Source organism: Methylobacterium sp. Leaf111 (assembly GCF_001423285.1).
Lineage (GTDB): Bacteria > Pseudomonadota > Alphaproteobacteria > Rhizobiales > Beijerinckiaceae > Methylobacterium.
Genome location: NZ_LMNE01000001.1, coordinates 182,232 through 202,942, shown reverse-complemented (window position 1 = coordinate 202,942; position 20,711 = coordinate 182,232). Strand labels below are relative to the sequence as shown.

The following is a 20,711-nucleotide window of genomic DNA, read 5'->3' as shown; positions in this document are numbered from 1 at the left end:
TCCCGCCCTGTCGGCGGCGCGGGGATGGGTTGAGTGCATGGCGTCCACGATGGCACCCGGCGCGTCGCGCTGGCAGGCGGGAGCCTGGGCCCACATCCCCGTCCTGAAGGTGCTCCGACGCCTGGCGACGCTGCTCCTCGTCGCCTTCATCTTCTTCGCCTGCTTCGCCTTCTCGGACACCTCGCCCTACGACGTGGTGGCGATCCCCACCATCGTGCTCTGGCTCTGCCTCGGCCTGCGCCTGCACCGGGGCATGGTGCCCCTGCTCGGGCTGCTGATCCTCTATGTCGGCGCGATCACGGTGGCGCTGATGCCCTATGTCGACCAGCCCCTGTCGGTCACCTGGACGATCCAGCTCGCCTACCTCGCCATCACGGGCGTGTTCTTCGCGATGCTGTTCTCCGACGACACGCAGGCGCGGATGGAGCTGGCGCTCAAGACCTTCGTGGCGAGCTGCCTGTTGTCCAGCGCCTTCGGCATCGTCGGCTACTTCGGATACATCCCGACCGAGGACCTGTTCTACAAGTACGGCCGCGCCTCGGGCACCTTCCAGGATCCGAACGTCTTCGGTTCGTTCCTCACCCTGGGCGCCCTCTACCTGATGCACGGCCTCCTCCTCGGTACCAGCAGGCGCCCGGTCCTCTCGTCGGCGATCCTCATGGTGATCGTGGCGGGCATCTTCCTGTCGTTCTCGCGCGGTTCTTGGGCGGGCTCGCTCATCGCCGTCGCCGTGATGGTCGGCAGCGTCTACACCACCACCCCCTCGGCGCGCCTGCGCCGCCGCATCGTCACCCTGACGGTGCTGGCCCTCGTCGCCACCACGGTCGCCATCGTCGGCCTGCTCTCGATCGGCGACACCGCGGAGATGTTCTCCCAGCGCGCCGCGGTCACGCAGGACTACGACACCGGCGAGACCGGGCGCTTCGGCAACCAGCTGCGCGGCCTCAACATGCTGGTGGACGAGCCGCTCGGCATGGGTCCCCTGCGCTGGCGCCTGATCTTCGCCCTGGAGCCGCACAACACCTATATCGGCAGCTTCGCCAATGGCGGCTGGCTCGCCGGTGTCGCCTTCGTCGGCCTCGTGCTGACGACGAGCGTCGTCGGCTTCCGGCTGATGCGCCACGACACGCCCTATCGCCGCCACGCCCAGATCGTCTGGCCGGCCCTGCTGATGTTCTTCCTGCAGGCTCTCCAGATCGACATCGAGAAGTGGCGCCACGTCTACATGATGCTGGGCATGATCTGGGGCCTGGAAGCCGCCCGCCTGCGCTGGCGCGCGGGCGGGGCGCGGGGCTGACGCGGCTGGGCGCGGGCTCAGCCCCCCGCGGGCTCCGATGCCTCGGGCTCCTCCGGTTCCGGATCGGCCGTCCAGGCCGTGGCGAAGGCCGCGAGGTGGCGGGCATCCGCGAAGGCCAGGACGGTGACCGCCCGGTCGGCCGGCATCGCGCCGGGATAGGGCGCCAGCAGCACCTTCTCCTCGGAGAACCGGGCGCCCGGCGCGTGCTCGGCGAGCCAGGCTTCGGCCTCCGGGGAAAGCCGGCTCGGATCGGCCGGGTCGCGCGCCCGCGCGTCGCCGCGCAGCACGAGGACGTAGGAGCCGAGCGCCGGATTGCGCTGCTGGACCGCTTTCACGATGTCGAGAAACATGCCGATCGGGTTCCAGTTATGCTCAGTGCAGCTTCACGCGCGACTCGGTGCGCCGGGTCAGCGCCCGGGCGACCGCGTCCAGGGTCGTCTTCACGGTGCCGTGCAGGGCCTGCTCGTGCATCTTGTACAGCGAGCGGTACATCATCCGCGCGAACAGCCCGGCGATGAACATGTTCTTGCCCTTGATGAACCCCATCAGGCTGCCGACCGTCGAGTATTCGCCCAGCGAGACCAGCGAGCCGAAGTCGCGGTACTTGAAGGCTTTCAGCGGCTTGCCGGCCATCTTGTCGGGGATGATCTTGATGAGGTGCGAGGCCTGCTGGTGGGCCGCCTGCGCCCGGGGCGGGATCGGGGTATCCGAGCCCTTCTCCACGAGATAGGCGCAGTCGCCCATCGCGAAGATGTCCGGGTCGCGGGTGGTCTGCAGGGTCGGGGTCACCACGAGCTGGTTGTTGCGCGTGGTCTCGAGGCCGCCGATCTCGTGCAGGAACGGCGGCGCCTTCACGCCGGCGGCCCAGACCACCAGTTCGGAGGGGATGAAGCCGCCATCGGCGAGCTGGACCCCGTCGGGCCGGACCTCGGTGACGCGGGCGCCGGTGCGGACTTCGACGCCGATCTTGGCGAGGAGCTCCATGACGTCGCGGGACATCCGCTCCGGCACCGCCGGCAGGATGCGGCTCGCGGCCTCCACCAGGGTGATCTTCAGGTCCTTGGCCGGGTCGATGCGGTCGAGGCCGGTGGCCGCCACGTGGCGGGTGGTGCGGTGGAGTTCGGCGGCGAGCTCGGTGCCGGTGGCGCCGGCCCCGATCACGGTGACGTGGAGCTGGCCCGGCCGCACCGGCCCCGGCTGGGTGTGGGCCCGCAGCATCCCGTTCACCAGGCGCTGGTGGAAGCGCACCGCCTGGCTCTGGGTGTCGAGGGCGATGGCGTTCTCCTGCACGCCGGGCGTGCCGAAATCGTTGGTGGTCGAGCCCACCGCCATCACCAGCGTGTCGTAGGGGATCTCGCGGATCGGCGTGACCTCGCGGCCCTCGGTGTCGTGGCTGGCCGCGAGGTGGATCACCCGCTTGGACCGGTCGAGGCCGGTCATCTCGCCGATCCGGTAGCGGAAATGATGCCGGTGGGCATGGTGCAGGTAATCGACCGCGTGGTGGCCGACATCGAGGCTGCCGGCGGCGACCTCGTGCAGCAGCGGCTTCCAGATGTGGGTCCGCGCCCGGTCGACCAGGGTGACGTGCGCCTTGTGCGTGCGACCGAGCTTGTCGCCCAGCTTCGTGGCGAGCTGCAGGCCCGCCGCGCCGCCGCCGACGACCACGATGCGATGCAGATTGTCCTCGGTTTCGCCCGGTACCATGTCGCTCAGGTCCTCGTGTGCCGCGATTGTACGGATGCGTGCCACCACGGCGAGCGACGCATCGTCATCCAGGGGTTCAGCTTAGAAGGATTGCCGGTGGACCGCCATTCCCGTCACGCCGGCGCGCCCGGCTGGCGCAGGGGATGGGCCCGGGAGAAGGCGTCCTGGGCGAGGCAATCCTCGGCGATCCGGCGGACCGTCGGGAAGGGGCCCGTGTCGACGCCGAAGATGCCGGTGCCGACCCAAAGGCTGACGAGGCAGAGATCGGCGTGGCTCACCGCGTCGCCCTGCGCGTAGCGCCCGGTCCCAGGCTCCTGGGTGAGGCGCGTCTCCAGGGTCTTCAAGCCGGTCGCCATCCAGTGGCGCACGAAGTCGAGCATGCGCTCGCGCGGCAGGTCGTAGCGTTCCATCAGGAAGTTGCGCACCCGCGGCACGTAGAGCGGATGGGTGTCGCAGGCGACCACCTGGGCCAGGGAACGGGCGCGGGCCCGCGCGCGGGGCTCGCCCGGCAGCAGCGGGGTGGCCGGATGGATGTCCTCGAGATAGTCGAGGATGGCGAGCGACTGGATCAGCGGCGGCCCGTCGCCGTCGAAGAGCGCCGGCACCGCCCCCTGCGGATTGATCGCCAGGAAGTCCGGCTTGAACTGCTCGCCGGCATCGAGGTCCAGGAAGACCTCCTCGTAGGCGATGCCCTTGAGGTTGAGGGCGACCCGGACCCGGAACGCCGCGGCCGAGCGCCAATTGCCGTACATCTTCATGCGCGCAACGTTTCCTCTTGGCGGAATCTTATCCGTCTCTTATCGCCCCGGACCACACCCGACATCGCGTCCGCCCGCAAGCCCGTTCTGCCGGCGAATGGCCATCGCGGGCACGATTTGGCAGCGCCGTGATCCTCGCGCATAGGAGAAGGCGAGGTGTCCATCCTCGGCCGATGAGTGACGCGATGCAGATCGAAACGCCCTACCTGATGTTCCTCGGCGACGTGCCCGACCGCCTGGCCGCCAAGACCGCCTACGGCATCAAGGACTGGCGTCCCGAATGGTGCGTCGGCCAGCTGCGCCTGCCCGGCTGCGCCGCCGACCTCGGGATTCCGGACCTCACCCTGGTCGAGGCCGTGGCGAAGGGCTGCCGCACGATGGTGATCGGCGTCGCCAATGCGGGCGGCGTTCTCCCCGAGCACTGGGTCGCCGAGGTGGTGGCGGCCCTGGAGGCCGGGCTCGACATCGCCAGCGGGCTGCATGCCCGTCTTGGGGCGGTGCCGGCCATCGCCGAGGCCGCCGAGCGCCACGGGCGGCAGCTGCACGACGTGCGCCACACCTCCGAGACCTTCGCCACCGGCAAGGGCACTAAGCGGCCCGGCCGACGCCTGCTCAGCGTCGGCACCGACTGCTCGGTGGGCAAGAAGTACACCGTGCTCGCCCTGGAGCGCGGCATGCGCGAGCGCGGCCTCGACGCGGATTTCCGCGCCACCGGCCAGACCGGCGTCTTCATCTCGGGGCGCGGCGTCGCCATCGATGCGGTGGTGGCCGACTTCATCTCCGGCGCCGTCGAGTGGATCGCCCCCGCCGCAGCGCCGGACCACTGGGACCTGCTCGAAGGGCAGGGCTCGCTGTTCCACCCCTCCTTCGCCGGCGTGAGCCTCGGGCTGCTGCACGGGGCGCAGGCCGATGCCTTCGTGGTCTGCCACGAGCCGACCCGCACGACGATGCGCGGCGTCGAGCACTCGCTTCCGACGATCCGGCAGGTCATCGATCTCACCGTCCAGCTCGGCCGCCTGACGAACCCGGACATCCGTCCGGTGGGCATCGCCGTCAACACGCAGGACCTGGCGGAGGGGGCGGCCCGCACGCTGCTCGCCGACCTCGCCCGGGACCACGACCTGCCGGCCACCGACCCGGTCCGCTTCGGCGTCGAGGCCATCGTCGACCGGATCGTGTCCGAGTTTCCCCCCGCCGCCACGGGGGCGAGCGCGTGACCCGGCACCTCGACGTCGCGGTCGAGTCGTTCCCGATCGCCGGGGCCTTCACCATCGCGCGGGGCAGCCGCACCGAGGCGGTGGTGGTGGTCGCCACCGTCTCCGACGGGGAGGGCCGGGCCGGCCGCGGCGAGTGCGTGCCCTATGCCCGCTACGGCGAGACCGTGGAGAGCGTCGTCGCGCTGATCCGGGATCACGCCGAGGCGATCGCCATGGGGGCGACCCGGGCGGACCTGCAGGTCGGCATGAAGCCGGGGGCCGCCCGCAACGCCCTCGATTGCGCCCTGTTCGACCTGGAGGCCAAGCAGCTCGGGCGCCCCGCCTTCGCGATCGCCGGCCTGTCGGCACCGCAGGTCGCCACCACCGCCTACACCCTGAGCCTCGGGGACCCGGAGAGCATGGAGGCGGCGGCCCGCCAGGCCGCGCACCGGCCCCTGCTCAAGGTGAAGCTCGGCGGCGTCGGCGACCCGGAGCGCATCGCCGCCGTGCGGCGCGGCGCACCGGATGCGCGCCTCATCGTCGATGCCAACGAGGCTTGGCGCCCCGAGACGATCGAGGCCAACCTCGCGGCCTGCGTCGCGGCGGGCGTCGGCCTGATCGAGCAGCCGCTGCCCGCCGGCGAGGACGCACTCCTCGCCGAGATCGCCCGGCCGATCCCGATCTGCGCCGACGAGAGCCTGCACGACCGGGCCGGCCTCGACGCCCTCAGCCGACGCTACGATGCCATCAACATCAAGCTCGACAAGGCCGGCGGCCTCACCGAGGCGGTGATGCTGGCCCACGAGGCGCGGGCGCGGGGCTTCTCGCTGATGATCGGCTGCATGGTCGGCACCTCCCTGGCCATGGCGCCCGCCATGCTGCTCGCCCACCACGCGGACTACGTCGACCTCGACGGCCCGCTGCTCCTGGCCCGGGACCGGGAGCCGGGCCTGCGCTTCGAGGGCAGCCTGATCCATCCGCCCGAACCAGACCTGTGGGGGTGAAGGCGGCGCGTCTCCCCGCGAACGGCCCGCGCACTCGGCGGGCCGATCACCCCTTCACGACGGCGCGCAGGAGATAGACCAGCGCCGTGAAGGTCACGAGGCTGGCGGCGTAGAAGGCGGCGAACCAGAGCAGCCGGCGGCCCTTGGCCCCGGAGGATCGTCCGCTCAATGCCCGTAGCCCCCGGATGCGATGTCCTCCGCCACCTTCCCGCGGAAGACCCAGTAGGCGTAGCCGGTATAGGCCAGGGTCAGCGGCATCACCACGGCGTAGCCGACGAGGGCGAATTGCAGGGCGCTGACCGCGTTGGCCGCCTGCCAGATCGTGTAGTGCGGCGGCACGATGTAGGGGAACAGGCTGATGGCGAGGCCGAGGAAGCCGAGCAGGAACAGCGCGATGGTGAGGAGGAACGGCGCCACGTGGCGGCCGTCGCGGATGCCCTGGAAGATGCCCCAGGCCACCAGGGCCGTCACCACCGGAACGGGCGCCACGTAGAGGATGTTCGGCCAGGAGATCCAGCGCCACTGGATGTCGAGGCCGAGGAACGGCACCCAGGCGCTCACCACCGCCATCGACACGATGGTGGCGGCCAGGAACTGCAGGCTCTTGCGCCGGGCCCAGATCTCGAGCTCGCCCGAGGTCTTCATCACGCACCAGGTCGCGCCGAGGAGGCCGTAGCCGCAGACGAGGCCGATGCCGGTGAGCACGCTGAAGGGGGTGAGCCAGTCCAGGGTGCCGCCGGCGAAGCCGCGGCCCTCGACCTTGAAGCCCTGGACGAAGGCACCGAGCACCATGCCCTGCGCGAAGGTCGCCAGCAGTGAACCGTAGTGGAAGGCGTTGTCCCAGATGAACTGCGAGCGGTCCGCCTTGAAGCGGAATTCGAAGGCGACGCCGCGGAAGATCAGGGCGATCAGCATCAGGATGATCGGAATGTAGAGCGCCGGCAGGAGGATGGCGTAGGCGACGCTGAACACCGCGAACAGGCCCCCGCCGCCGAGCACCAGCCAGGTCTCGTTGCCGTCCCAGATCGGGGCGACCGAGAGCATCATCCGGTCGCGCCAATTGCCCTTCCGCGCCGCCGTGAACAGGATGCCGACCCCGAGGTCGAAGCCGTCGATGACGACGTACATCGCCACCGCGAGCGCCAGCAGGCCCGCCCAGACAACGGGCAGCCAGAAGGCGGCGCCCTCGTATTCCATCCCGTAGCCGAACATCCGCTGGATCCCTCGCCGCGTCGCGAACCATCTACCCCCTTACGGGGGCCCGCGTTCCCCGCGTTGGGCCAGCGTAGCGCGATCCGCGTGGGTTTGCGCGCCCCGCCACGGGACTTTTCTGTCGCTGTCCGAGAGGGTGTCGCGGGAGACGGGCGAGGCGGTGAAGGCCCGCCGCCCGATCTCCGCGGCGCCCTCGCGCAGGGCGGCGTCGCGCAGGGGCGCGGGCAGCGCGTCCCAGGCCGCCGCCGCCGCATCGGCCACCGCCGGTGGCGCGGGCGCGCGCTCGCCCTGGCGCTGAAGCGCCAGCCAGGACAGGACGCCGATCACGAGACCGGCACGGATGAGGAAGGACATGGGTCTCGTCCCGGACGCGCCCCGGCCGGGGCGCGAACACCGTCGGACGCGACCGGTAAAGACCCCCTGACGCGCCGCCCGCAAAGCGCCGGAATGGTGAACACAAGCTTATCCCGATGTCCTTCGAGGCTTTTTCGTGTCGTGGCCCAAAAAGGTCTTTTGGAGGGACCGGTCATGGTTACGTCCCGGAAAGCATGCGGAGACAATCGGACTGTCTAGCGCAAGACTCGCTTAAGTCGGCTCTGCGAAGTTGCCCTCAGTCGAGTTTTCGTCGAGCCAAGGGGCGTCGGGGATGGCCGTCGGGCCCTGTCCGCGCTGTGCGTGTCGGTATTGCGTATCTACGGTGCCCTGGCTTCCCTCATCGATGTCCGCCTCGCGGGGCTCGTCCATGAGTCGGTGAAAGAGGATGGCGGCGTGCGCTTCCGGCACGAGCGCTTCCTGGTCTCCCGCCTTGCCACCGGCCTGATGATGATGCTGGGCCTGCCGCCCTACCTCGTGCTGCGCGGCGTGCCCACCGGCGTCGAGGCCCTGGCCATCGCCAGCCTGATGCTGCCGGTCTTCGCCGCCGTCCTCCTGTCCCGCACCGGCATCCTCTGGCTCGCCCACGCCATCTCCTCGGCGGGCCTGACCGGCGTGGTGGTCTGCCTCGCCATGATGACGGGGGGCGCCAATTCCGCCGCCGCAATCTGGCTGGTGGCGATCCCCCTCGAGGCCGTAATCTCGGGCTCGCGGCGCGCCACCCTGGCCGCCGCCATCATCGCGGCCCTGGGAGCCCTCGCGGTGGCCCTGCTGCCGCCCCTCGCCGAGGGCACCCCGCTGCCCGAGTGGTCGCGCGCCCTGGCGATGCCGGTCTTCGCCATCACGGCGATCGGGCACATCGCGGCCCAGGCCCTCGAACATTTCCGCCACGAGGGCCGCTGGCTCGCCCGCCTGCGCGACAACGAGCGCCGCGACCGCATGCTGCTCTCGGCCATCGACGACCTCGTGACCTGGCACGACCCCAACGGCCGCGTCCTCGAGGCCAGCGCCTCGGCCACCCGCTTCCTCGGGGCCGAGCCGGCCTCCCTGCACGGCCACGGCCTGCTGGAGCGCGTCCATGTGGGCGACCGCCCCCTGCTGCTGCAGGCGCTGAGCGACGTCGCCGCCCATGGCCGCCCGGCCCGGGTCCAGTTCCGCCTGCACCTCGACAGCGCCGCGGCCCGCACCGAGACCGCGCCGCAGGTGATCTTCGCCGAGATGCGCATTCACCGGATCGACGCCCAGACGGCGGAGACGGCCTCGCCCGGCCGCCCGCGATCCAGCGTCGTCGCGGTGACCCGCGACGTCACCGAGCACCGCCGCCATGCCGAGGAGCTGGAGCAGGCCCGCGCCGAAGCCGAGCGGGCGGACGAGGTCAAGAGCCGCTTCCTGGCCAATGTCAGCCACGAGCTGCGCACGCCGCTCAACGCCATCATCGGCTTCTCCGAGGTGCTCTCGGGGGAGGGCGGGATGGCGACCGATCCGGAGCGCACCCGGGAATATGCCGGCATCATCCGGAATTCCGGCCAGCACCTGCTGGAAGTCGTCAACACGCTCCTCGACATGTCGCGGATCCAGAGCGGCCATTTCGACTACGCCCCGGAGCCCTTCGACCTCTCGGCCCTGATCCAGACCTGCTGCAACCTGATGCAGCTCAAGTTCGACCAGGCCGGCATCGCCCTGGTGCGCGACGCAAGCGTCGCGCCGGTGGAGATCACCGCCGACCTGCGCGCCTGCCGCCAGATGGTCATCAACCTCCTGTCGAACGCGGTGAAGTTCACCCCGCGGGGCGGGCGGGTGGAGGTCGGCCTGCGCGGTTCGGCCAAGCACCTCGACCTCATCGTCGCCGATACCGGCATCGGCATCAGCGAGGCCGACCTGCCCCGCGTCGGCAGCCCGTTCTACCAGTGCGCCGGCGGCTACGAGCGCACCCACGAGGGTACCGGCCTCGGCCTCTCGGTGGTGCAGGGCCTCGTCGGCCTGCACGGGGGGGCCATCACCATCGAGAGCACCCGGAGCGAGGGCACCACGATCATCGTCACCCTGCCGCGCGCCTGCCGGGTCGGCACCGGCGTCGTCCCGGCGGCCCCGATCCGCACCCGCCTGCGCCCTTCGGTTTCGGGCGGCAGCCTCGTCGGTGCCGTGAACGACGGTCCCGTGCCGATGCGCCGGCCCATGGGCCTGTTCGAATCGAGCCCCGAGACGGTGCGCGAGAGCTACGTTCCGCTGCGGCGCGCCGGATGAGTGCGCCGCGATCCTGCCGGCACCGGATCGTCCGGGCCCCGCTTCGCGCGGGGCCCGGACACCGTTGCGATCAGCCCTGAGGAGATCGAATGCGCGAGCCGCAAGCACGCCGCGACCAGCGAGAGATCGTCGTTCCGTCCCGTGGCCGCGAGGCCCGGCCCGCTGCCCGGCGACGGCCGGCCCCCGGCCGCTTCGCCGGGCTCGGCGGCTTGGCGGGGTTCGGGGCGCTGGCGGGAGGCGCGGGCCGCGCGGTCCTGCGCCATCCCGGCGAGGCCCTCGGGGTCGCCGTCGTCCTCGGCGCCGTGTCGATGATCTGCCTGAACGCGCTCGGCTACCAGATGGGCCGCCATCCCGCGCCGATCTTCCCCAAGCTCCCGGCCAAGCCGGCCCTCGCCCGGGCGGCCGAGGTCCCGAAGCCCGCGGCCCCCGTGGTCGCGAAGGCGGAGGCGGGCAAATCCGACCCGTCCGGTAAACCCGAGGTGTCCAGCAAGCCCGAGTCCTCGAAGGTGGAGCCGTCCCGGGCCGAGGCGGCGCGCGCGCCGCGGGACGGCATCGGCGAGATCATCCGGGCCGGCGAGCCGGCGGGGGCGGAGACCACCGCCTCGGTGGCGACCCTCGGCGGCCTCTCCATCGCCCAGGCCCAGCGCGCCCTGGTCAAGCTCGGCTACGGGCCGCTGAAGGCCGACGGCCTGATGGGCGCCAGCACCCGGGCGGCGATCGAGAAATTCGAGCGGGACCGCAAGCTTCCGGTGAAGGGCGAGCCCTCGCCGCGGACCTTCCGCGAGCTCGCCACCCGGTCGGGCGCCGCCCGGGGCTGATCCGGCGGGGCGGCGTGCTATAGACCGGCACATGGCACGCCTGCGCTCGGATTTCTGGGTTTCCGCCCATCTTCGCCGCCTCGACATCGAGGGCATCGCCGCGGTGCAGCGCCGCCGCGGTTCCCCCGAGGCGGGGGCGATCTTCGTGAAGGTGGATCGCCTCGACGGCCGGGCCGATCTCTACGGCCCGGCCCCGCAATCCCTCGTGGACACCGAGTCCCACGGCGACCGCCGCTTCGTGGCCCTGCTCAGCGAGGCCCCGCCCGCCGACGTGGAGGTGCGCCTCGGCAAGGAGCTGCGCTTCGACGACGATCTCTGGATCGTCGAGATCGACGATCGCGCTGGACGCCACCGCCTCGATCTCGCCGAATAGGCGGCGTCCCGCGCGGGCTTCGCGGGGCCGGATCAGGTCGCCTGGCGCTGCCGGCTCGGCAGGGGCGTGCGCAGGGGCGGGCGCTCGCTGGCCGTGGCCTGCGCCCGGGGGCGCTGGGCGTCCGGGGCATGGTAGGGCTGGTGCCCCGCCTGCGAGGCCCGCTCCGGCGGGGTCCAGGCCAGGATCGCGGCCAGGAGGTCGCGCGCGGCGACCCGCGGGAGGGTCCGGAACAGCTTGACCAGGCTGAACACGCGGTCGACCGACTGCGCCACGGTCTCGTTCAGGGTGAGGTAGATGTAGACCGCCTCCTCCTCGTGCAGGCCGGCGGCGCGCAGGGCGACCGTCAGCAGCTCGTAGCGCAGCGAGGGATCGGGGGTGGTGGCGAGGAAGCCCTTGGGCAGGCCCAGCATCTCGGTGAGGGCGGCCACGAACCCGGCCACGTCGCCCCGGGCGGAGAAGCCGGTGAGCACGGCGCCGGCCTCGCGCGGTGCCGGCGGATTCGGCCGCAGGGCCGCCGTCGCCATCATCGCGTGGCCGATCGCCTCGCGGCGGGTCTCGTCCGCCAGCAGGAACAGCGGCGCCACGTCGGCATGGGCGAGGTCGTGGCGGGCGAGGAGCGTCCGGCCGAGGTCCGGCTGCTTGCGCGCGCGGGCGACGAGGCGGGCCAGCAACTCGCCCTGAAGGGTGGCGGCCGGATTGGCGGCCAGCGCCCGGTCGATGCCGGGATTCTCGCGGCCGATCAGGTCCAGGATGGTGGCGCGGCTGAGATCGTACCGGCTCGCGATGGCGGGGCCGAGATCGGCGTCCTCGGCGAGGGCGGCCTGGATCATCGCCTGCGTGAGGATGGGAGCCTGGGCGAGGACGGCGTCCCGGGCGCCGCCGCCACGCTCCACCAGGGCGGCGAGGAGGGCGGGCGGCGTGTCGGGAAAGGGCGCGAGCTTGCGGGCGACGATCTCGGCGGTCTCGGCGTCGACGATCGGGATCAGTCCTCCGGCCAGGGAGGCGAAGGCCGCGACGGTCTTCCGGTCCCGGACCGTGGCCGAGAGAAAGTGATCCGTCTGCACCCGAAGGATGACGGGTTTCAGATCGAGGCTGTCGAGACGCGACAACTCGATCAGGCCGGAGAGGTCCGGCGCATCGTCGAAAGATGGGGACATGGCACTTCGGTTACGCAGAACTCGCTGATCGAGAGGATTAGCGGAATTGCGTGAACCGACCTTTAAGGACGGTCGCTTGGGACCGTCCCTGCATGCGCCATGCTGGCCCCGAGCCCGGCGGCGCGACCGGGCTCGGCGACCGGGCTCGGCGACCGGGCTCAGCGACTGGGGTCGCCGTCAGCCGGCGCGGCGGGGCTGGGTGTCGCCGGCCTTCGGCGGGGGAAACACCACCGGGGTCGGCGACTTGGCAGAGAGCGGACCCGAGGCCGCGGCCGGGGACGGGCCGACCGAGGTGGAACCCGACGCGGGGTGCGCGGCCGCGGCCGCCATCCCGGCGGCCACCGGCGCCGTCTCCTTGGCGGCGGACGGGAACAGCACCGTCGCGGGCTTGGGTTCGGCCGCACCATCCGCCTTCGGCGAGGCCTCCGGCGGAGCGGCCGGCATCGGGGCCGCGAGGACGCCCTCGGGGGCCGTTGCGTCCTCGTCGTGCGGCGCCTCGGGGCCGGCGATCAGCTCGGTCGGCGTCTTCCAGACGAAGGCGTCCAGGCGGCCGCTCACCGGCGAGACGGGCGCCCAGGTCTCGGACGCGATGCCGTCGGCGATCCAGAGCGGATCGCGCGGGGCGTGCGCGGCGCGGGAGAGCCATTCGCGGGTCCGGCCCGAACCGGCGCCGTGCTCGGCCTCCTCGATGCGGGCCATGGTCAGGCAGGCGCGGACCGTGGGCCGGTCGGCGAGGAGGGGCGCCAGGGCTTCGCGGGCCTGGCCGAACTCGCGGGCCTCGTACGCCGCCTGCGCCATGGCGAGGCGGGCCTCCGGGTGCCAGGACGAGATCTTGGCCAGGGTCTCGGCGCGGGCCATGCGGTCGCGCACGGAATCGCCGGTGCGCAGGTTCAGGTAGGTCTTGGCGAGGTCCGGGTGCGGCCCGGCGCGCCAAGCGGCCTCGATGATCTTGGCGCCCTTCCGCAGGTCGCCCCGGCGCACCATCAGGCGCGCGGCGAGGACCGCGGCCGGGACGAGGTCGGGGGCGAGCTTGACCGCCTTGAGCACGCGCTCGCTGGCGGCCTCCGGTTCGCCTCCCTCGCGCTCCTGCGCGGCGGCGGTGAGCAGGACGGCGCGCTGGCGCCGGGCGGTCGACTTGTCGATGAGGCCCAGGGAGGCACGGCGCTCCACGGTCTCGTTGGCCCCGCTCCAGTCGCCGTCGGCGCATTGCGCCTCCAGGACGGCCTCGTTGGCCCAGGTGACGCTGGGGGCCAGGCGGGCGGCTTCGGCGGCGTAGGCTCGGGCGGAGGCGTCGTCCTCGCGGCGGCGGGCCTCGACGAACAGGCCGCGCAGGCCGAGCACGCGGGTCTCGGGGTCGTTGACCATGCGCTGGAAGGCCTGCTCGGCGGCCTCGCGGTCGCCGGAGATCTGGGCGGCCTGGGCCTTGAGCAGCAGCGTCAGCGGCTCGGCGCCGAGCAGGCGCTCGGCGTCGTTGGCGTGGCGGCGGGCGGCGAGCGGATCGCCCGACCCGACGGCGACCATGCCGCGGGACAGGGCCGTGAAGCCTTTGGCCCGGCGCCGGTCGCGCGAGCCGCGCACCAGCGTCTCCGGCAAGGTGATGAAGCCCCGCACGATGGCCCAGATGAAGCCGATCAGGATGGCGGCGATCAGGACGCCGATCAGCCCGATGGCGAGGCTGGTGGCCACCTCGTAGCCGTTCCACACGATGGTGACGGTGCCGGGATGGTCGGCGACCCAGGTCGCGCCATAGGCGGCAACCGCGAGAAGGGCCAGGAAGGCGAGGGCGCGCCACATGGGATCAGAAACTCCTGGGAGTGGCGTCGGCCGGTCCGGCGACACCGAGAGTCGGGGGCGGGAGCGTTGGGCGCTCCCGCGCGAAATCCGGGTGGCCGCGCATCCCGCCGGAGGACAGGGCGCGCGGCCGCGCGCTCAACGGGAGGCGCCGGTTGCGGGCAGGCCCTTGAAGGCGTCGGTGAGCAGGCCCTGGGCCGCGTCGCCGGCGGCGACGCGCGAGGCCAGCTTGGTCCCGAAATCGCCGGCCTCGGCCCGATCCGCCTCGGGCAGCGCCGCGAAGGCCTCGGCGGCCTCCTTGATCGCGCCGCGGTCGAGGGAGTCCTGCACCTTCGGGGCGGTGTCGGGGGCCGCCGCGCCGGGGGTGCCGCCGGCGGCCGGGGTCTCGACGCGCCGGACCTGGACGATCGACTCGGCCATGCTCATCAGCTTGGTCCCGATGTCGCCGGTCTCGGCCACGGCCTTGGTCTGGGCCGCCCGGCGCTTCGCCGCGATTCGCTCGGCGACGGGGCGGAACTCGGCCGCGAGCGAGCGGGCGGTCGGGGCCCCCTTGTCGGCGAAGGCCGCCACCGCCGTGAGGCGGGCCGGGTCGCCCGGCTCCAGCCCGCGCAGGGCCGAGAGGGCATCCGCGTAGGGGGCGCCGGTGTTGAGGGCGGTGACGATCCGGTCGGCCGACACGACGCGCAGGGCGGCCTGCAGGGTCGCGGTCTCGGCCCGCTCGGAGACGGCCTTGTCGAGGCCGGCGATCTTGTCGGCCTGGGCCTGGAGCTGGCGCTCCACCGCCTTGGCCGCCTCGGCCGCCTGGGTCTTGTTCGCGTCGACGACCTTCTCGCTCGCCTGGGTCGCGGCCTGGACCGCCTCGGTGGCGGCCTGGACGCGAGCCTCCAGCGACTGCTGCAGGGCGGCCACCTTCTGGCTCAGCGCCTGGGCAGCCTCGGCATTGGCCTTGGTCTTGGCTTCGACGTCGCCCTGGAGGGCGGCGAGCTTCGGGGCGAGATCGGGCTGCGCGGCGGGCTTCGGCGCGGACTCGACCTTGCCCTCGATGGCCTTCAGGCGCTGTTCCAGCGCGGCGAGCTGCGGTCCCGCGGATTGGGTCACCGCCATCCGGGCGTCGCCGCCCTGGTCGCGGCCCGGTTCTTCCTGGAGCGCCGAGACGCGCTGGTCCAGGGCGTCGAGGCGGGCGACGAGATCGGCCGGCACGGCGGCCGGAGCCGCCGCAGCGGGCGCTCCCTCGGCCTGAGCCGGCGCGCCGCCCTGGGCCGCGTTCGCCTTCTCGAGGGCCTGGCGCGCCGTCGACACCGCCTCCGGAACGGCCTTGAGGGCGGCCTCGTTCGCGGCGATCCGCTTGTCCAGGCCGGCCACCGCATCCTTCGGGGCGAGGGCGGCGATCCGCTGGTCGAGGGCGGTGATGCGGGCATCCTCGCCCGGGGCCATCAGGCCGCTGCGCGCGACGCCGAACAGGAGGCCGGCCCCCACCACGCCGCCGAGGAGGCCGGCGGTGACGAGGGAGCCGAAGCCGGCCCCGGACGAAGCGGCCGGGGCAGCCGCGGCGGCTGGGGTGATGCGCGGCGTCGTCGGACCACCCGCCTTCGGGAGCTCCGAAGCGGTTTTGGAATCGGACGTCTTGCTATCAGAGGTCTTGCCGTCGGCCGGCTTGCTCGCCATTCCCGCGGCAGCACCGGCAGCACCGGCAGCACCGGCAGCACCGGCAGCACCGGCAGCACCGGCAGCCTTCGCTGGTGGCACGGGGTCCGGCATGCGCTTGGCCTTCAGGTCGATGATCGGGCCATCGGTCACGGACTGGCCCGGACGCGCGCCGGGCTGCGGTCCCGCGAATCCGCCGGAGCGGGGCGGCTCGGATTTCCCGGAGTCGGCCTTCGGTGACTCGGCCTTCAAAGCATCGGTTCTGGAAGCGTCAGCCTTCGACGCATCGGGCTTGAGAGCCTCCGGCTTCGGCGCATCGGCCTTGATCGTCTCGGTCTTCGCGGCGCCGACAGCGAGCGGATCGGGGCGGGTCAGGTCCGGCTTGGAGGCATCCGGCTTCACGGCGTCGGCTCTGGGAGCATCGGATTTGACGGTGTCGGCTTTGCCAGCGTCGGGCGTGAGGATCGCGGCCTTGGCGGCTTCCGTCTTCACGGCGTCCGTCTTCGTGCCTTCCGTGACCGGCTCTGCCTTTGCCGGCTCACCTTTCCCCGGCTCACTCTTGCCGAACGTACCCGGCGTGCCGCCGGGCTGACCCGGCTTGGCCGAGGCCTCGACCTTCGGCGGAAGGGAGCCGCCCGGCGTGGCGGGCTTGCCAGGCTCGGCCGGCCGGTTGCCGGTGGGAGAACCCGGGCGGTTGGGGTCGCTGTTGGGTGGTTTCACGGTTCAAGGCTCCCTTCCCGTCTCCCGCCGCCCGACCCGTTCGGCGCATCCGGCGCCCGGTGGGTCGAGGCTGGCGGCGCAGCTTCTTGCGCTCGTCCTAGCACCAGGGCCGCCGCCGGAGCGAGGCCCTTATCGAAATCCTGTTGGCCCGGGGGCCGGCAATCCCGCGAGGAGCGCGTCCTCCCCGGGGCGGTCGGGCACGAAATGGACCGCGACCCCGGCGGTGACCAGGGGCGCGGCGACATCCGCCGACAAGCAGTAATGCGTCAGGTCTCCGAAGGCTCCGCCGAGCCCGGCCACCGTGGCGAGATCGTGTGCCGCCTGCGCGCTGCGCCGGGAGTAGTGGAGCGCCCCGTCGAGGCGCCGGCCTGCGAGGGCGTCCGCCGCCGCATCGGGCAGCCGCGCCACCCCCCGCGCGGCGTAGAGTTCGCATACCGCGAGGCGGTATCCGGCCGCGATCAGGGAGGCGGCGGGCTCGGCCTTGCGCTCGGCCCCCGCCGCGTGGACGAGGTGCGCGCCCATGGGCAGGGAGGCCCGGACCAGCCGGGCCAGGGCCCGCGCGTCGCCCTCCGCCTCGCGGACGTCCGCGAAGCCCAGCTCCCGCGCGAGGGCGGCAGTCCGGGCTCCCACCGCGAAGGTCGGTACCACGCGGAGGCGCGCGCGCTCCGCCGGCGTCAGCGCCGCCGCCGCGTTGGCGCTCGTGAGGATCAGCCCGGCGAAGGTCTCCTCCGGCAGGCGGAATCCCGTCGGTGCGACGGTGAGGACCGGGGCGAGGAGGGGCCGGTGTCCCAGGGCGGCGAGGCGCGCGCCCGTCCGCGCCGCCCCCGGTTCCGGCCGCGCCACCCAGATCCGCATCCCGCTTCGCGCTCCCAGAACCCCGCGCCCATCCATGCCGGTCTCGCCGCCGCTGGCAACCCGTCGTTGCCGCCGGAGGAGGCGGACGATAGGGTGCGGCGCATCCCCCGGGCCACCCCGCACCCCTCCGACGAGGCCCCATTCGAGATGATCCGCCGTCCATGAACGTCCTCGGCATCGAAACGACCTGCGACGAGACCGCCGCCTCCGTAGTCGCCCCCGGCGAGAACGGGCGCGGGCGCATCCTCTCCAACGAGGTGCTGAGCCAGATCGCCGAGCACGCGGCCTATGGCGGTGTCGTTCCCGAGATCGCGGCCCGCGCCCATGTGGAGGTGCTCGACCGGCTCATCGACCGGGCTTTGGGCAGCGCCGGCCTGACCCTGGCCCAGGTCGACGGCATCGCGGTGGCGGCCGGGCCCGGCCTGATCGGCGGCGTGCTCATCGGCCTCGTCACGGCCAAGACCCTGGCGCTGGTGGCGCGCAAGCCCCTGATCGCCGTGAACCACCTGGAGGCGCATGCGCTGACGGCGCGGCTCACCGACGGCATCGGGTTCCCCTACCTTCTGCTCCTCGCCTCCGGCGGGCACACCCAGCTCGTGGCGGTGCGGGGGGTCGGCGATTACGTCCGCCTCGGCACCACCATCGACGACGCCATCGGCGAGGCCTTCGACAAGGTCGCCAAGCTCCTTGGCCTCGGCTATCCGGGCGGCCCCGAGGTCGAGCGCCTGGCCGAGACCGGCGATCCGGAGCGCTTCGCCCTGCCGCGGCCGATGCTGGGGCGGCGTGAGGCCAACTTCTCCCTGTCCGGCCTGAAGACCGCCCTGCGGATCGAGGCGGAGAAGCTGGCGCCGCTCTCCTCCGTCGACGTCGCCGACCTCTGCGCCGGCTTCCAGGCGGCGGTGGTCGACGTGGTGGTCGACCGCCTGCGGGTGGCGATGCGCGACTTCGCCTCCGTGGCCGGCCATCCCACCGCCCTGGTGGCGGCCGGCGGGGTGGCGGCCAACGGCGCGATCCGCCGGGCGCTCACCACCCAGGCCGGCGAGGCGGGCCTCGCCTTCGTGGCGCCGCCCCTGGCCCTGTGCGGCGACAACGGCGCGATGATCGCCTGGGCGGGTATCGAGCGCCTGCGCCTCGGCCTCGTGGACGACCTCACCGCGCCGGCCCGCGCCCGCTGGCCCTTCGCGGAGCCGAAGGCGGTTGCCTGAGGCCGCGCGGCTGCGCTGGCGCGACCTCGTCGAGCGACGCCTGCCCGAGGCGGCCCGCCCGGACTGGCCGGTGCACCGCGACCATTGCTTCGCGCGCATCCTCCTCGACAACACCTGCGGCGGCCCATGGCGCGAGAGCGTGCCGGCCCCGGCCTGGGCGAACCTGCCCCTCGGCCAGCTCGCGGCCGCCACCGAACTCGGCGAGGCGGTCCTCTTCGGCCGGGCCGACCTGCGCGCGCTGAACCGGCGCTCGTTGGCCCTGCGCGGCAAGCTGCGGGAGGCCGACGCGGTGGCGCCGCCCGAGGGCCTTCGCGACGGAAACCTCCTGTTGCGGCCCTGGCAGGCGGGCGACGAAGCGCGCTTTGCCGCCCTCAACGCCGATCCGGAGGTCATGCGCCACTTCCCCGCCACCAAGGACGCGGCCGCGAGCCGGGCCGAGGCGCGGACCTGTGCCCGGCGCTTCGCCGTGGACGGCTTCGGCCCCTGGGCCGTCACGGTGGAGGGACGCGGGTTCGTGGGGATGATCGGCGGCGCGCGTCTCCTGCGGCCCATGCCGTTCCCGGGCGGCGAGCGGCCGGGCGAGACCGTCGAGATCGGCTGGCGCCTGGCGCGCGAGGCCTGGGGCCATGGGATCGCCACGCGGGGGGCTCGCCTCGCCCTCGCCGACCTGTTCGGCCGCTGCGGCCTCTCCGAGGTCGTCGCCTTCACGGCCGAGGGAAACACGCCCTCGCGCCGGGTGATGGAGCGCCTCGGTATGCGCCCGGAGGGCGGCTTCCCGCATCCGGCCCTGCCGCCGGGGCATCCGCTGCGGCCGCATCTCCTGTATCGTCTGCGGGCGGACCACGTCACATTGCGAGGGACCAGCGCATGAAGCGGATCGGAGTCGTCGGCGGCGGTGCCTGGGGCACGGCGCTGGCCAACGCGGCCGCCGCGGCCGGGCACGACGTGACCCTGTGGCTGCGCGACCCGGAGGCGGCGGCGCGCCTGCAGGACACCCGCGAGAACGCCCGCTACCTGCCCGGCGTGCCCCTGCACCCCCGCATCGCCGTCACCGCCGGAGCTTCCGACCTCGCCGAGGCCGGGACGGTGCTGATGGTGACGCCGGCCCAGACCCTGCGCGGGGTTCTGGCCGACCTGGGCGCCGCCTTCGCGCCGCAAGCCGCCATCGTGCTCTGCGCCAAGGGGATCGAGCGCGGCACCGACGCCTTCATGAGCGAGGTCGCGGCCGAGCAGCTGGGCGCCGCCGCCCCGGTGGCGGTCCTGTCCGGCCCGAGCTTCGCCGCGGACGTCGCCCGCAACCTGCCCACCGCCGTGACGCTCGCGGCGGCGGATGCGGGTCTCGCCGCGCGCCTGGCCGGCACCCTCTCGGGGCCGACGCTCCGGGTCTATCACACCGACGACGTGCGCGGCGTCGAGATCGGCGGGGCCGGCAAGAACGTCCTCGCCATCGCATCGGGCATCGTTGCCGGACGCGGTCTCGGCGAGAGCGCCCGGGCCGCGCTGATCGCCCGGGCCTTCGCCGAACTCATGCGCTTCGCCCGCGCCTATGGCGGCCGGCCGGAGACGCTGATGGGCCTGTCGGGCCTCGGCGACCTGGTGCTCACCGCCTCCTCGCCGCAATCGCGCAACTTCGCCTTCGGCCAGCGCCTCGGCGCGGGGGCCTCGCCCGAGGCGGCCGCCGGCGGCAAGCTGGCGGAGGGCGCCTTCACGGCTGCCGCCCTGGTCGACCTCGCCCGCGCCCGGGGTATCGAGATGCCGGTGGCCGAGGCGGTGGCCGCCATTGTCTCGGGCGGCGCCAGCGTCGACGGCGTCATCGCCGCCCTGCTGGCGCGGCCGCTGCGGGGAGAAGCCGAGTGAGCCAGCACCCCATCCGTGCCTTCCTGACCGGCTCCGGCAACGACGGGGCCGGGCGGCGCCTGAGGGAGATCCTCGCCTTCGACGACGCCCATATCGAGGGCGTGCACGACTTCATCCAATGGTGCTTCCCCCTGCACGAGGCGAGCCTCGCCGTACCGGGTGCGCCGGTGCTGAGCCGGGCCGAGGCCGAGGCGATCCGCGCCGATCCGGCCGCCCTGTCGGGCCTGCGCGCCGCCCTCGGGCGGATGACCCGCTTCTATGCCGAGACCGACGGCTGGCTGCGGCCGCACGACCACAACCATCTGCGCATCACCCGCATCCTCTCGGCCCTGTCCGATCTCCTGGGGCCCGAGGCGGCGACCGAGTTCCACGCCTTCGTCACAGCCCGGAACGCGAAGGCCGGCGCCCCGATCAACGCCACGAGCCTGTGCTACTGGGAGGCCGCGCTCCGGGGGGCCTGACGGCCACGCTTGGCCGGTGCTATGGAGCCGGCGTCTCTGGAGA

At 73.1% G+C, this 20,711-nt stretch carries 20 protein-coding genes; 10 read left to right on the top strand and 10 right to left on the bottom strand.

What is annotated here, in order from left to right; translation table 11 throughout:
• Nucleotides 1–37: 37 nt before the first annotated feature.
• On the top strand, nucleotides 38–1,297 hold the full coding sequence (locus tag ASF41_RS00790; RefSeq protein ID WP_056382486.1) for an O-antigen ligase: 1,260 nt from the start codon (nucleotides 38–40) through the stop codon (nucleotides 1,295–1,297).
• A 17-nt stretch (nucleotides 1,298–1,314) separates the two neighbouring features.
• Here the strand turns inward: ASF41_RS00790 and ASF41_RS00785 are convergent, their stop codons facing one another.
• The 3 genes from ASF41_RS00785 to maiA form a co-directional block, all read right to left on the bottom strand.
• Nucleotides 1,315–1,647 carry a hypothetical protein gene (locus tag ASF41_RS00785; protein ID WP_056216991.1) on the bottom strand — a complete coding sequence of 111 codons (333 nt, stop codon included), beginning with the start codon at nucleotides 1,645–1,647 and terminating at the stop codon, nucleotides 1,315–1,317.
• Between the two features lie 22 nt (nucleotides 1,648–1,669).
• Nucleotides 1,670–3,001, bottom strand: coding sequence for an NAD(P)/FAD-dependent oxidoreductase (locus ASF41_RS00780; protein WP_056216997.1), 1,332 nt, complete (start codon nucleotides 2,999–3,001; stop codon nucleotides 1,670–1,672).
• 113 nt (nucleotides 3,002–3,114) lie between these two features.
• Nucleotides 3,115–3,759, bottom strand: a complete 645-nt coding sequence (gene maiA / locus ASF41_RS00775) for a maleylacetoacetate isomerase (protein WP_056490056.1) — start codon at nucleotides 3,757–3,759, stop codon at nucleotides 3,115–3,117.
• Between the two features lie 185 nt (nucleotides 3,760–3,944).
• On the opposite strand from maiA, the gene dgcN reads away from it, so the two are divergent.
• Both dgcN and dgcA read left to right on the top strand, forming a co-directional pair.
• The gene (dgcN, locus tag ASF41_RS00770) at nucleotides 3,945–4,976 is read left to right on the top strand and encodes an N-acetyltransferase DgcN (RefSeq protein WP_056269808.1); all 1,032 of its coding nucleotides are present in this window, start codon (nucleotides 3,945–3,947) and stop codon (nucleotides 4,974–4,976) included.
• A complete protein-coding gene (dgcA, locus tag ASF41_RS00765) occupies nucleotides 4,973–5,959 on the top strand; it encodes an N-acetyl-D-Glu racemase DgcA (protein ID WP_056490054.1) in 987 nt (328 codons plus the stop codon). The genes dgcN and dgcA overlap by 4 nt, the downstream gene beginning before the upstream one ends.
• A gap of 46 nt (nucleotides 5,960–6,005) precedes the next feature.
• On the opposite strand, the gene ASF41_RS26375 is transcribed toward dgcA, so the two are convergent.
• Genes ASF41_RS26375 through ASF41_RS00755 form a run of 3 tightly spaced genes read right to left on the bottom strand, consistent with a single transcriptional unit; the run spans nucleotide 6,006 to nucleotide 7,525 of the window.
• Nucleotides 6,006–6,128 carry a hypothetical protein gene (locus tag ASF41_RS26375; RefSeq protein WP_280138116.1) on the bottom strand — a complete coding sequence of 41 codons (123 nt, stop codon included), beginning with the start codon at nucleotides 6,126–6,128 and terminating at the stop codon, nucleotides 6,006–6,008.
• Nucleotides 6,125–7,171: a cytochrome d ubiquinol oxidase subunit II gene (gene cydB, locus ASF41_RS00760; protein ID WP_056217013.1), complete on the bottom strand. Its 1,047-nt coding sequence runs from the start codon at nucleotides 7,169–7,171 to the stop codon at nucleotides 6,125–6,127. The genes ASF41_RS26375 and cydB overlap by 4 nt, the downstream gene beginning before the upstream one ends.
• A 39-nt stretch (nucleotides 7,172–7,210) precedes the next feature.
• Complete coding sequence (locus ASF41_RS00755) at nucleotides 7,211–7,525, bottom strand: hypothetical protein (protein ID WP_056217016.1); 315 nt, start codon at nucleotides 7,523–7,525, stop codon at nucleotides 7,211–7,213.
• A gap of 321 nt (nucleotides 7,526–7,846) precedes the next feature.
• On the opposite strand from ASF41_RS00755, the gene ASF41_RS00750 reads away from it, so the two are divergent.
• The 3 genes from ASF41_RS00750 (at nucleotide 7,847) to ASF41_RS00740 (ending at nucleotide 10,978) form a co-directional block, all read left to right on the top strand.
• Entirely contained in the window at nucleotides 7,847–9,787 is a 1,941-nt protein-coding gene (locus ASF41_RS00750; protein ID WP_056490052.1) for a PAS domain-containing sensor histidine kinase, read from the top strand.
• A gap of 89 nt (nucleotides 9,788–9,876) precedes the next feature.
• Nucleotides 9,877–10,605, top strand: a complete 729-nt coding sequence (locus ASF41_RS00745) for a peptidoglycan-binding protein (protein WP_056490044.1) — start codon at nucleotides 9,877–9,879, stop codon at nucleotides 10,603–10,605.
• Nucleotides 10,606–10,636: 31 nt separating this feature from the next.
• Complete coding sequence (locus ASF41_RS00740) at nucleotides 10,637–10,978, top strand: DUF1491 family protein (RefSeq protein ID WP_056350455.1); 342 nt, start codon at nucleotides 10,637–10,639, stop codon at nucleotides 10,976–10,978.
• Between the two features lie 32 nt (nucleotides 10,979–11,010).
• Here the strand turns inward: ASF41_RS00740 and ASF41_RS00735 are convergent, their stop codons facing one another.
• From ASF41_RS00735 to ASF41_RS00720, 4 genes are all read right to left on the bottom strand, one after another.
• On the bottom strand, nucleotides 11,011–12,135 hold the full coding sequence (locus ASF41_RS00735; protein WP_056490041.1) for a DUF2336 domain-containing protein: 1,125 nt from the start codon (nucleotides 12,133–12,135) through the stop codon (nucleotides 11,011–11,013).
• Between the two features lie 177 nt (nucleotides 12,136–12,312).
• A complete protein-coding gene (locus ASF41_RS00730) occupies nucleotides 12,313–13,929 on the bottom strand; it encodes a heme biosynthesis protein HemY (protein ID WP_056490037.1) in 1,617 nt (538 codons plus the stop codon).
• A 135-nt stretch (nucleotides 13,930–14,064) separates the two neighbouring features.
• Nucleotides 14,065–16,290: a hypothetical protein gene (locus ASF41_RS00725; RefSeq protein ID WP_056490033.1), complete on the bottom strand. Its 2,226-nt coding sequence runs from the start codon at nucleotides 16,288–16,290 to the stop codon at nucleotides 14,065–14,067.
• Between the two features lie 129 nt (nucleotides 16,291–16,419).
• Nucleotides 16,420–17,145, bottom strand: a complete 726-nt coding sequence (locus ASF41_RS00720) for a uroporphyrinogen-III synthase (protein ID WP_056490029.1) — start codon at nucleotides 17,143–17,145, stop codon at nucleotides 16,420–16,422.
• 161 nt (nucleotides 17,146–17,306) lie between these two features.
• Between ASF41_RS00720 and tsaD the strand changes: the two genes are divergently transcribed.
• Genes tsaD through ASF41_RS00700 form a run of 4 tightly spaced genes read left to right on the top strand, consistent with a single transcriptional unit; the run spans nucleotide 17,307 to nucleotide 20,668 of the window.
• The gene (gene tsaD, locus ASF41_RS00715; RefSeq protein WP_056269787.1) at nucleotides 17,307–18,350 is read left to right on the top strand and encodes a tRNA (adenosine(37)-N6)-threonylcarbamoyltransferase complex transferase subunit TsaD; all 1,044 of its coding nucleotides are present in this window, start codon (nucleotides 17,307–17,309) and stop codon (nucleotides 18,348–18,350) included.
• Nucleotides 18,343–19,221, top strand: a complete 879-nt coding sequence (locus ASF41_RS00710) for a GNAT family N-acetyltransferase (RefSeq protein WP_056490026.1) — start codon at nucleotides 18,343–18,345, stop codon at nucleotides 19,219–19,221. The genes tsaD and ASF41_RS00710 overlap by 8 nt, the downstream gene beginning before the upstream one ends.
• Nucleotides 19,218–20,207: an NAD(P)H-dependent glycerol-3-phosphate dehydrogenase gene (locus tag ASF41_RS00705; protein ID WP_056490023.1), complete on the top strand. Its 990-nt coding sequence runs from the start codon at nucleotides 19,218–19,220 to the stop codon at nucleotides 20,205–20,207. Before ASF41_RS00710 ends, ASF41_RS00705 begins: the two co-directional genes overlap by 4 nt.
• Nucleotides 20,204–20,668: an opioid growth factor receptor-related protein gene (locus ASF41_RS00700; RefSeq protein ID WP_056490020.1), complete on the top strand. Its 465-nt coding sequence runs from the start codon at nucleotides 20,204–20,206 to the stop codon at nucleotides 20,666–20,668. Before ASF41_RS00705 ends, ASF41_RS00700 begins: the two co-directional genes overlap by 4 nt.
• Nucleotides 20,669–20,711: the final 43 nt, after the last annotated feature.

Excerpts from the sequence above, each read along its gene's own strand:
- ASF41_RS00790 (WP_056382486.1), top strand. The coding sequence starts at position 38 with ATGGCGTCCACGATGGCACCCGGCGCGTCGCGCTGGCAGGCGGGAGCC.
- ASF41_RS00785 (WP_056216991.1), bottom strand. The coding sequence starts at position 1,647 with ATGTTTCTCGACATCGTGAAAGCGGTCCAGCAGCGCAATCCGGCGCTC.
- ASF41_RS00780 (WP_056216997.1), bottom strand. The coding sequence starts at position 3,001 with ATGGTACCGGGCGAAACCGAGGACAATCTGCATCGCATCGTGGTCGTC.
- maiA (WP_056490056.1), bottom strand. The coding sequence starts at position 3,759 with ATGAAGATGTACGGCAATTGGCGCTCGGCCGCGGCGTTCCGGGTCCGG.
- dgcN (WP_056269808.1), top strand. The coding sequence starts at position 3,945 with ATGCAGATCGAAACGCCCTACCTGATGTTCCTCGGCGACGTGCCCGAC.
- cydB (WP_056217013.1), bottom strand. The coding sequence starts at position 7,171 with ATGTTCGGCTACGGGATGGAATACGAGGGCGCCGCCTTCTGGCTGCCC.
- ASF41_RS00755 (WP_056217016.1), bottom strand. The coding sequence starts at position 7,525 with ATGTCCTTCCTCATCCGTGCCGGTCTCGTGATCGGCGTCCTGTCCTGG.
- ASF41_RS00745 (WP_056490044.1), top strand. The coding sequence starts at position 9,877 with ATGCGCGAGCCGCAAGCACGCCGCGACCAGCGAGAGATCGTCGTTCCG.
- ASF41_RS00740 (WP_056350455.1), top strand. The coding sequence starts at position 10,637 with ATGGCACGCCTGCGCTCGGATTTCTGGGTTTCCGCCCATCTTCGCCGC.
- ASF41_RS00735 (WP_056490041.1), bottom strand. The coding sequence starts at position 12,135 with ATGTCCCCATCTTTCGACGATGCGCCGGACCTCTCCGGCCTGATCGAG.
- ASF41_RS00730 (WP_056490037.1), bottom strand. The coding sequence starts at position 13,929 with ATGTGGCGCGCCCTCGCCTTCCTGGCCCTTCTCGCGGTTGCCGCCTAT.
- ASF41_RS00720 (WP_056490029.1), bottom strand. The coding sequence starts at position 17,145 with ATGCGGATCTGGGTGGCGCGGCCGGAACCGGGGGCGGCGCGGACGGGC.
- tsaD (WP_056269787.1), top strand. The coding sequence starts at position 17,307 with ATGAACGTCCTCGGCATCGAAACGACCTGCGACGAGACCGCCGCCTCC.
- ASF41_RS00705 (WP_056490023.1), top strand. The coding sequence starts at position 19,218 with ATGAAGCGGATCGGAGTCGTCGGCGGCGGTGCCTGGGGCACGGCGCTG.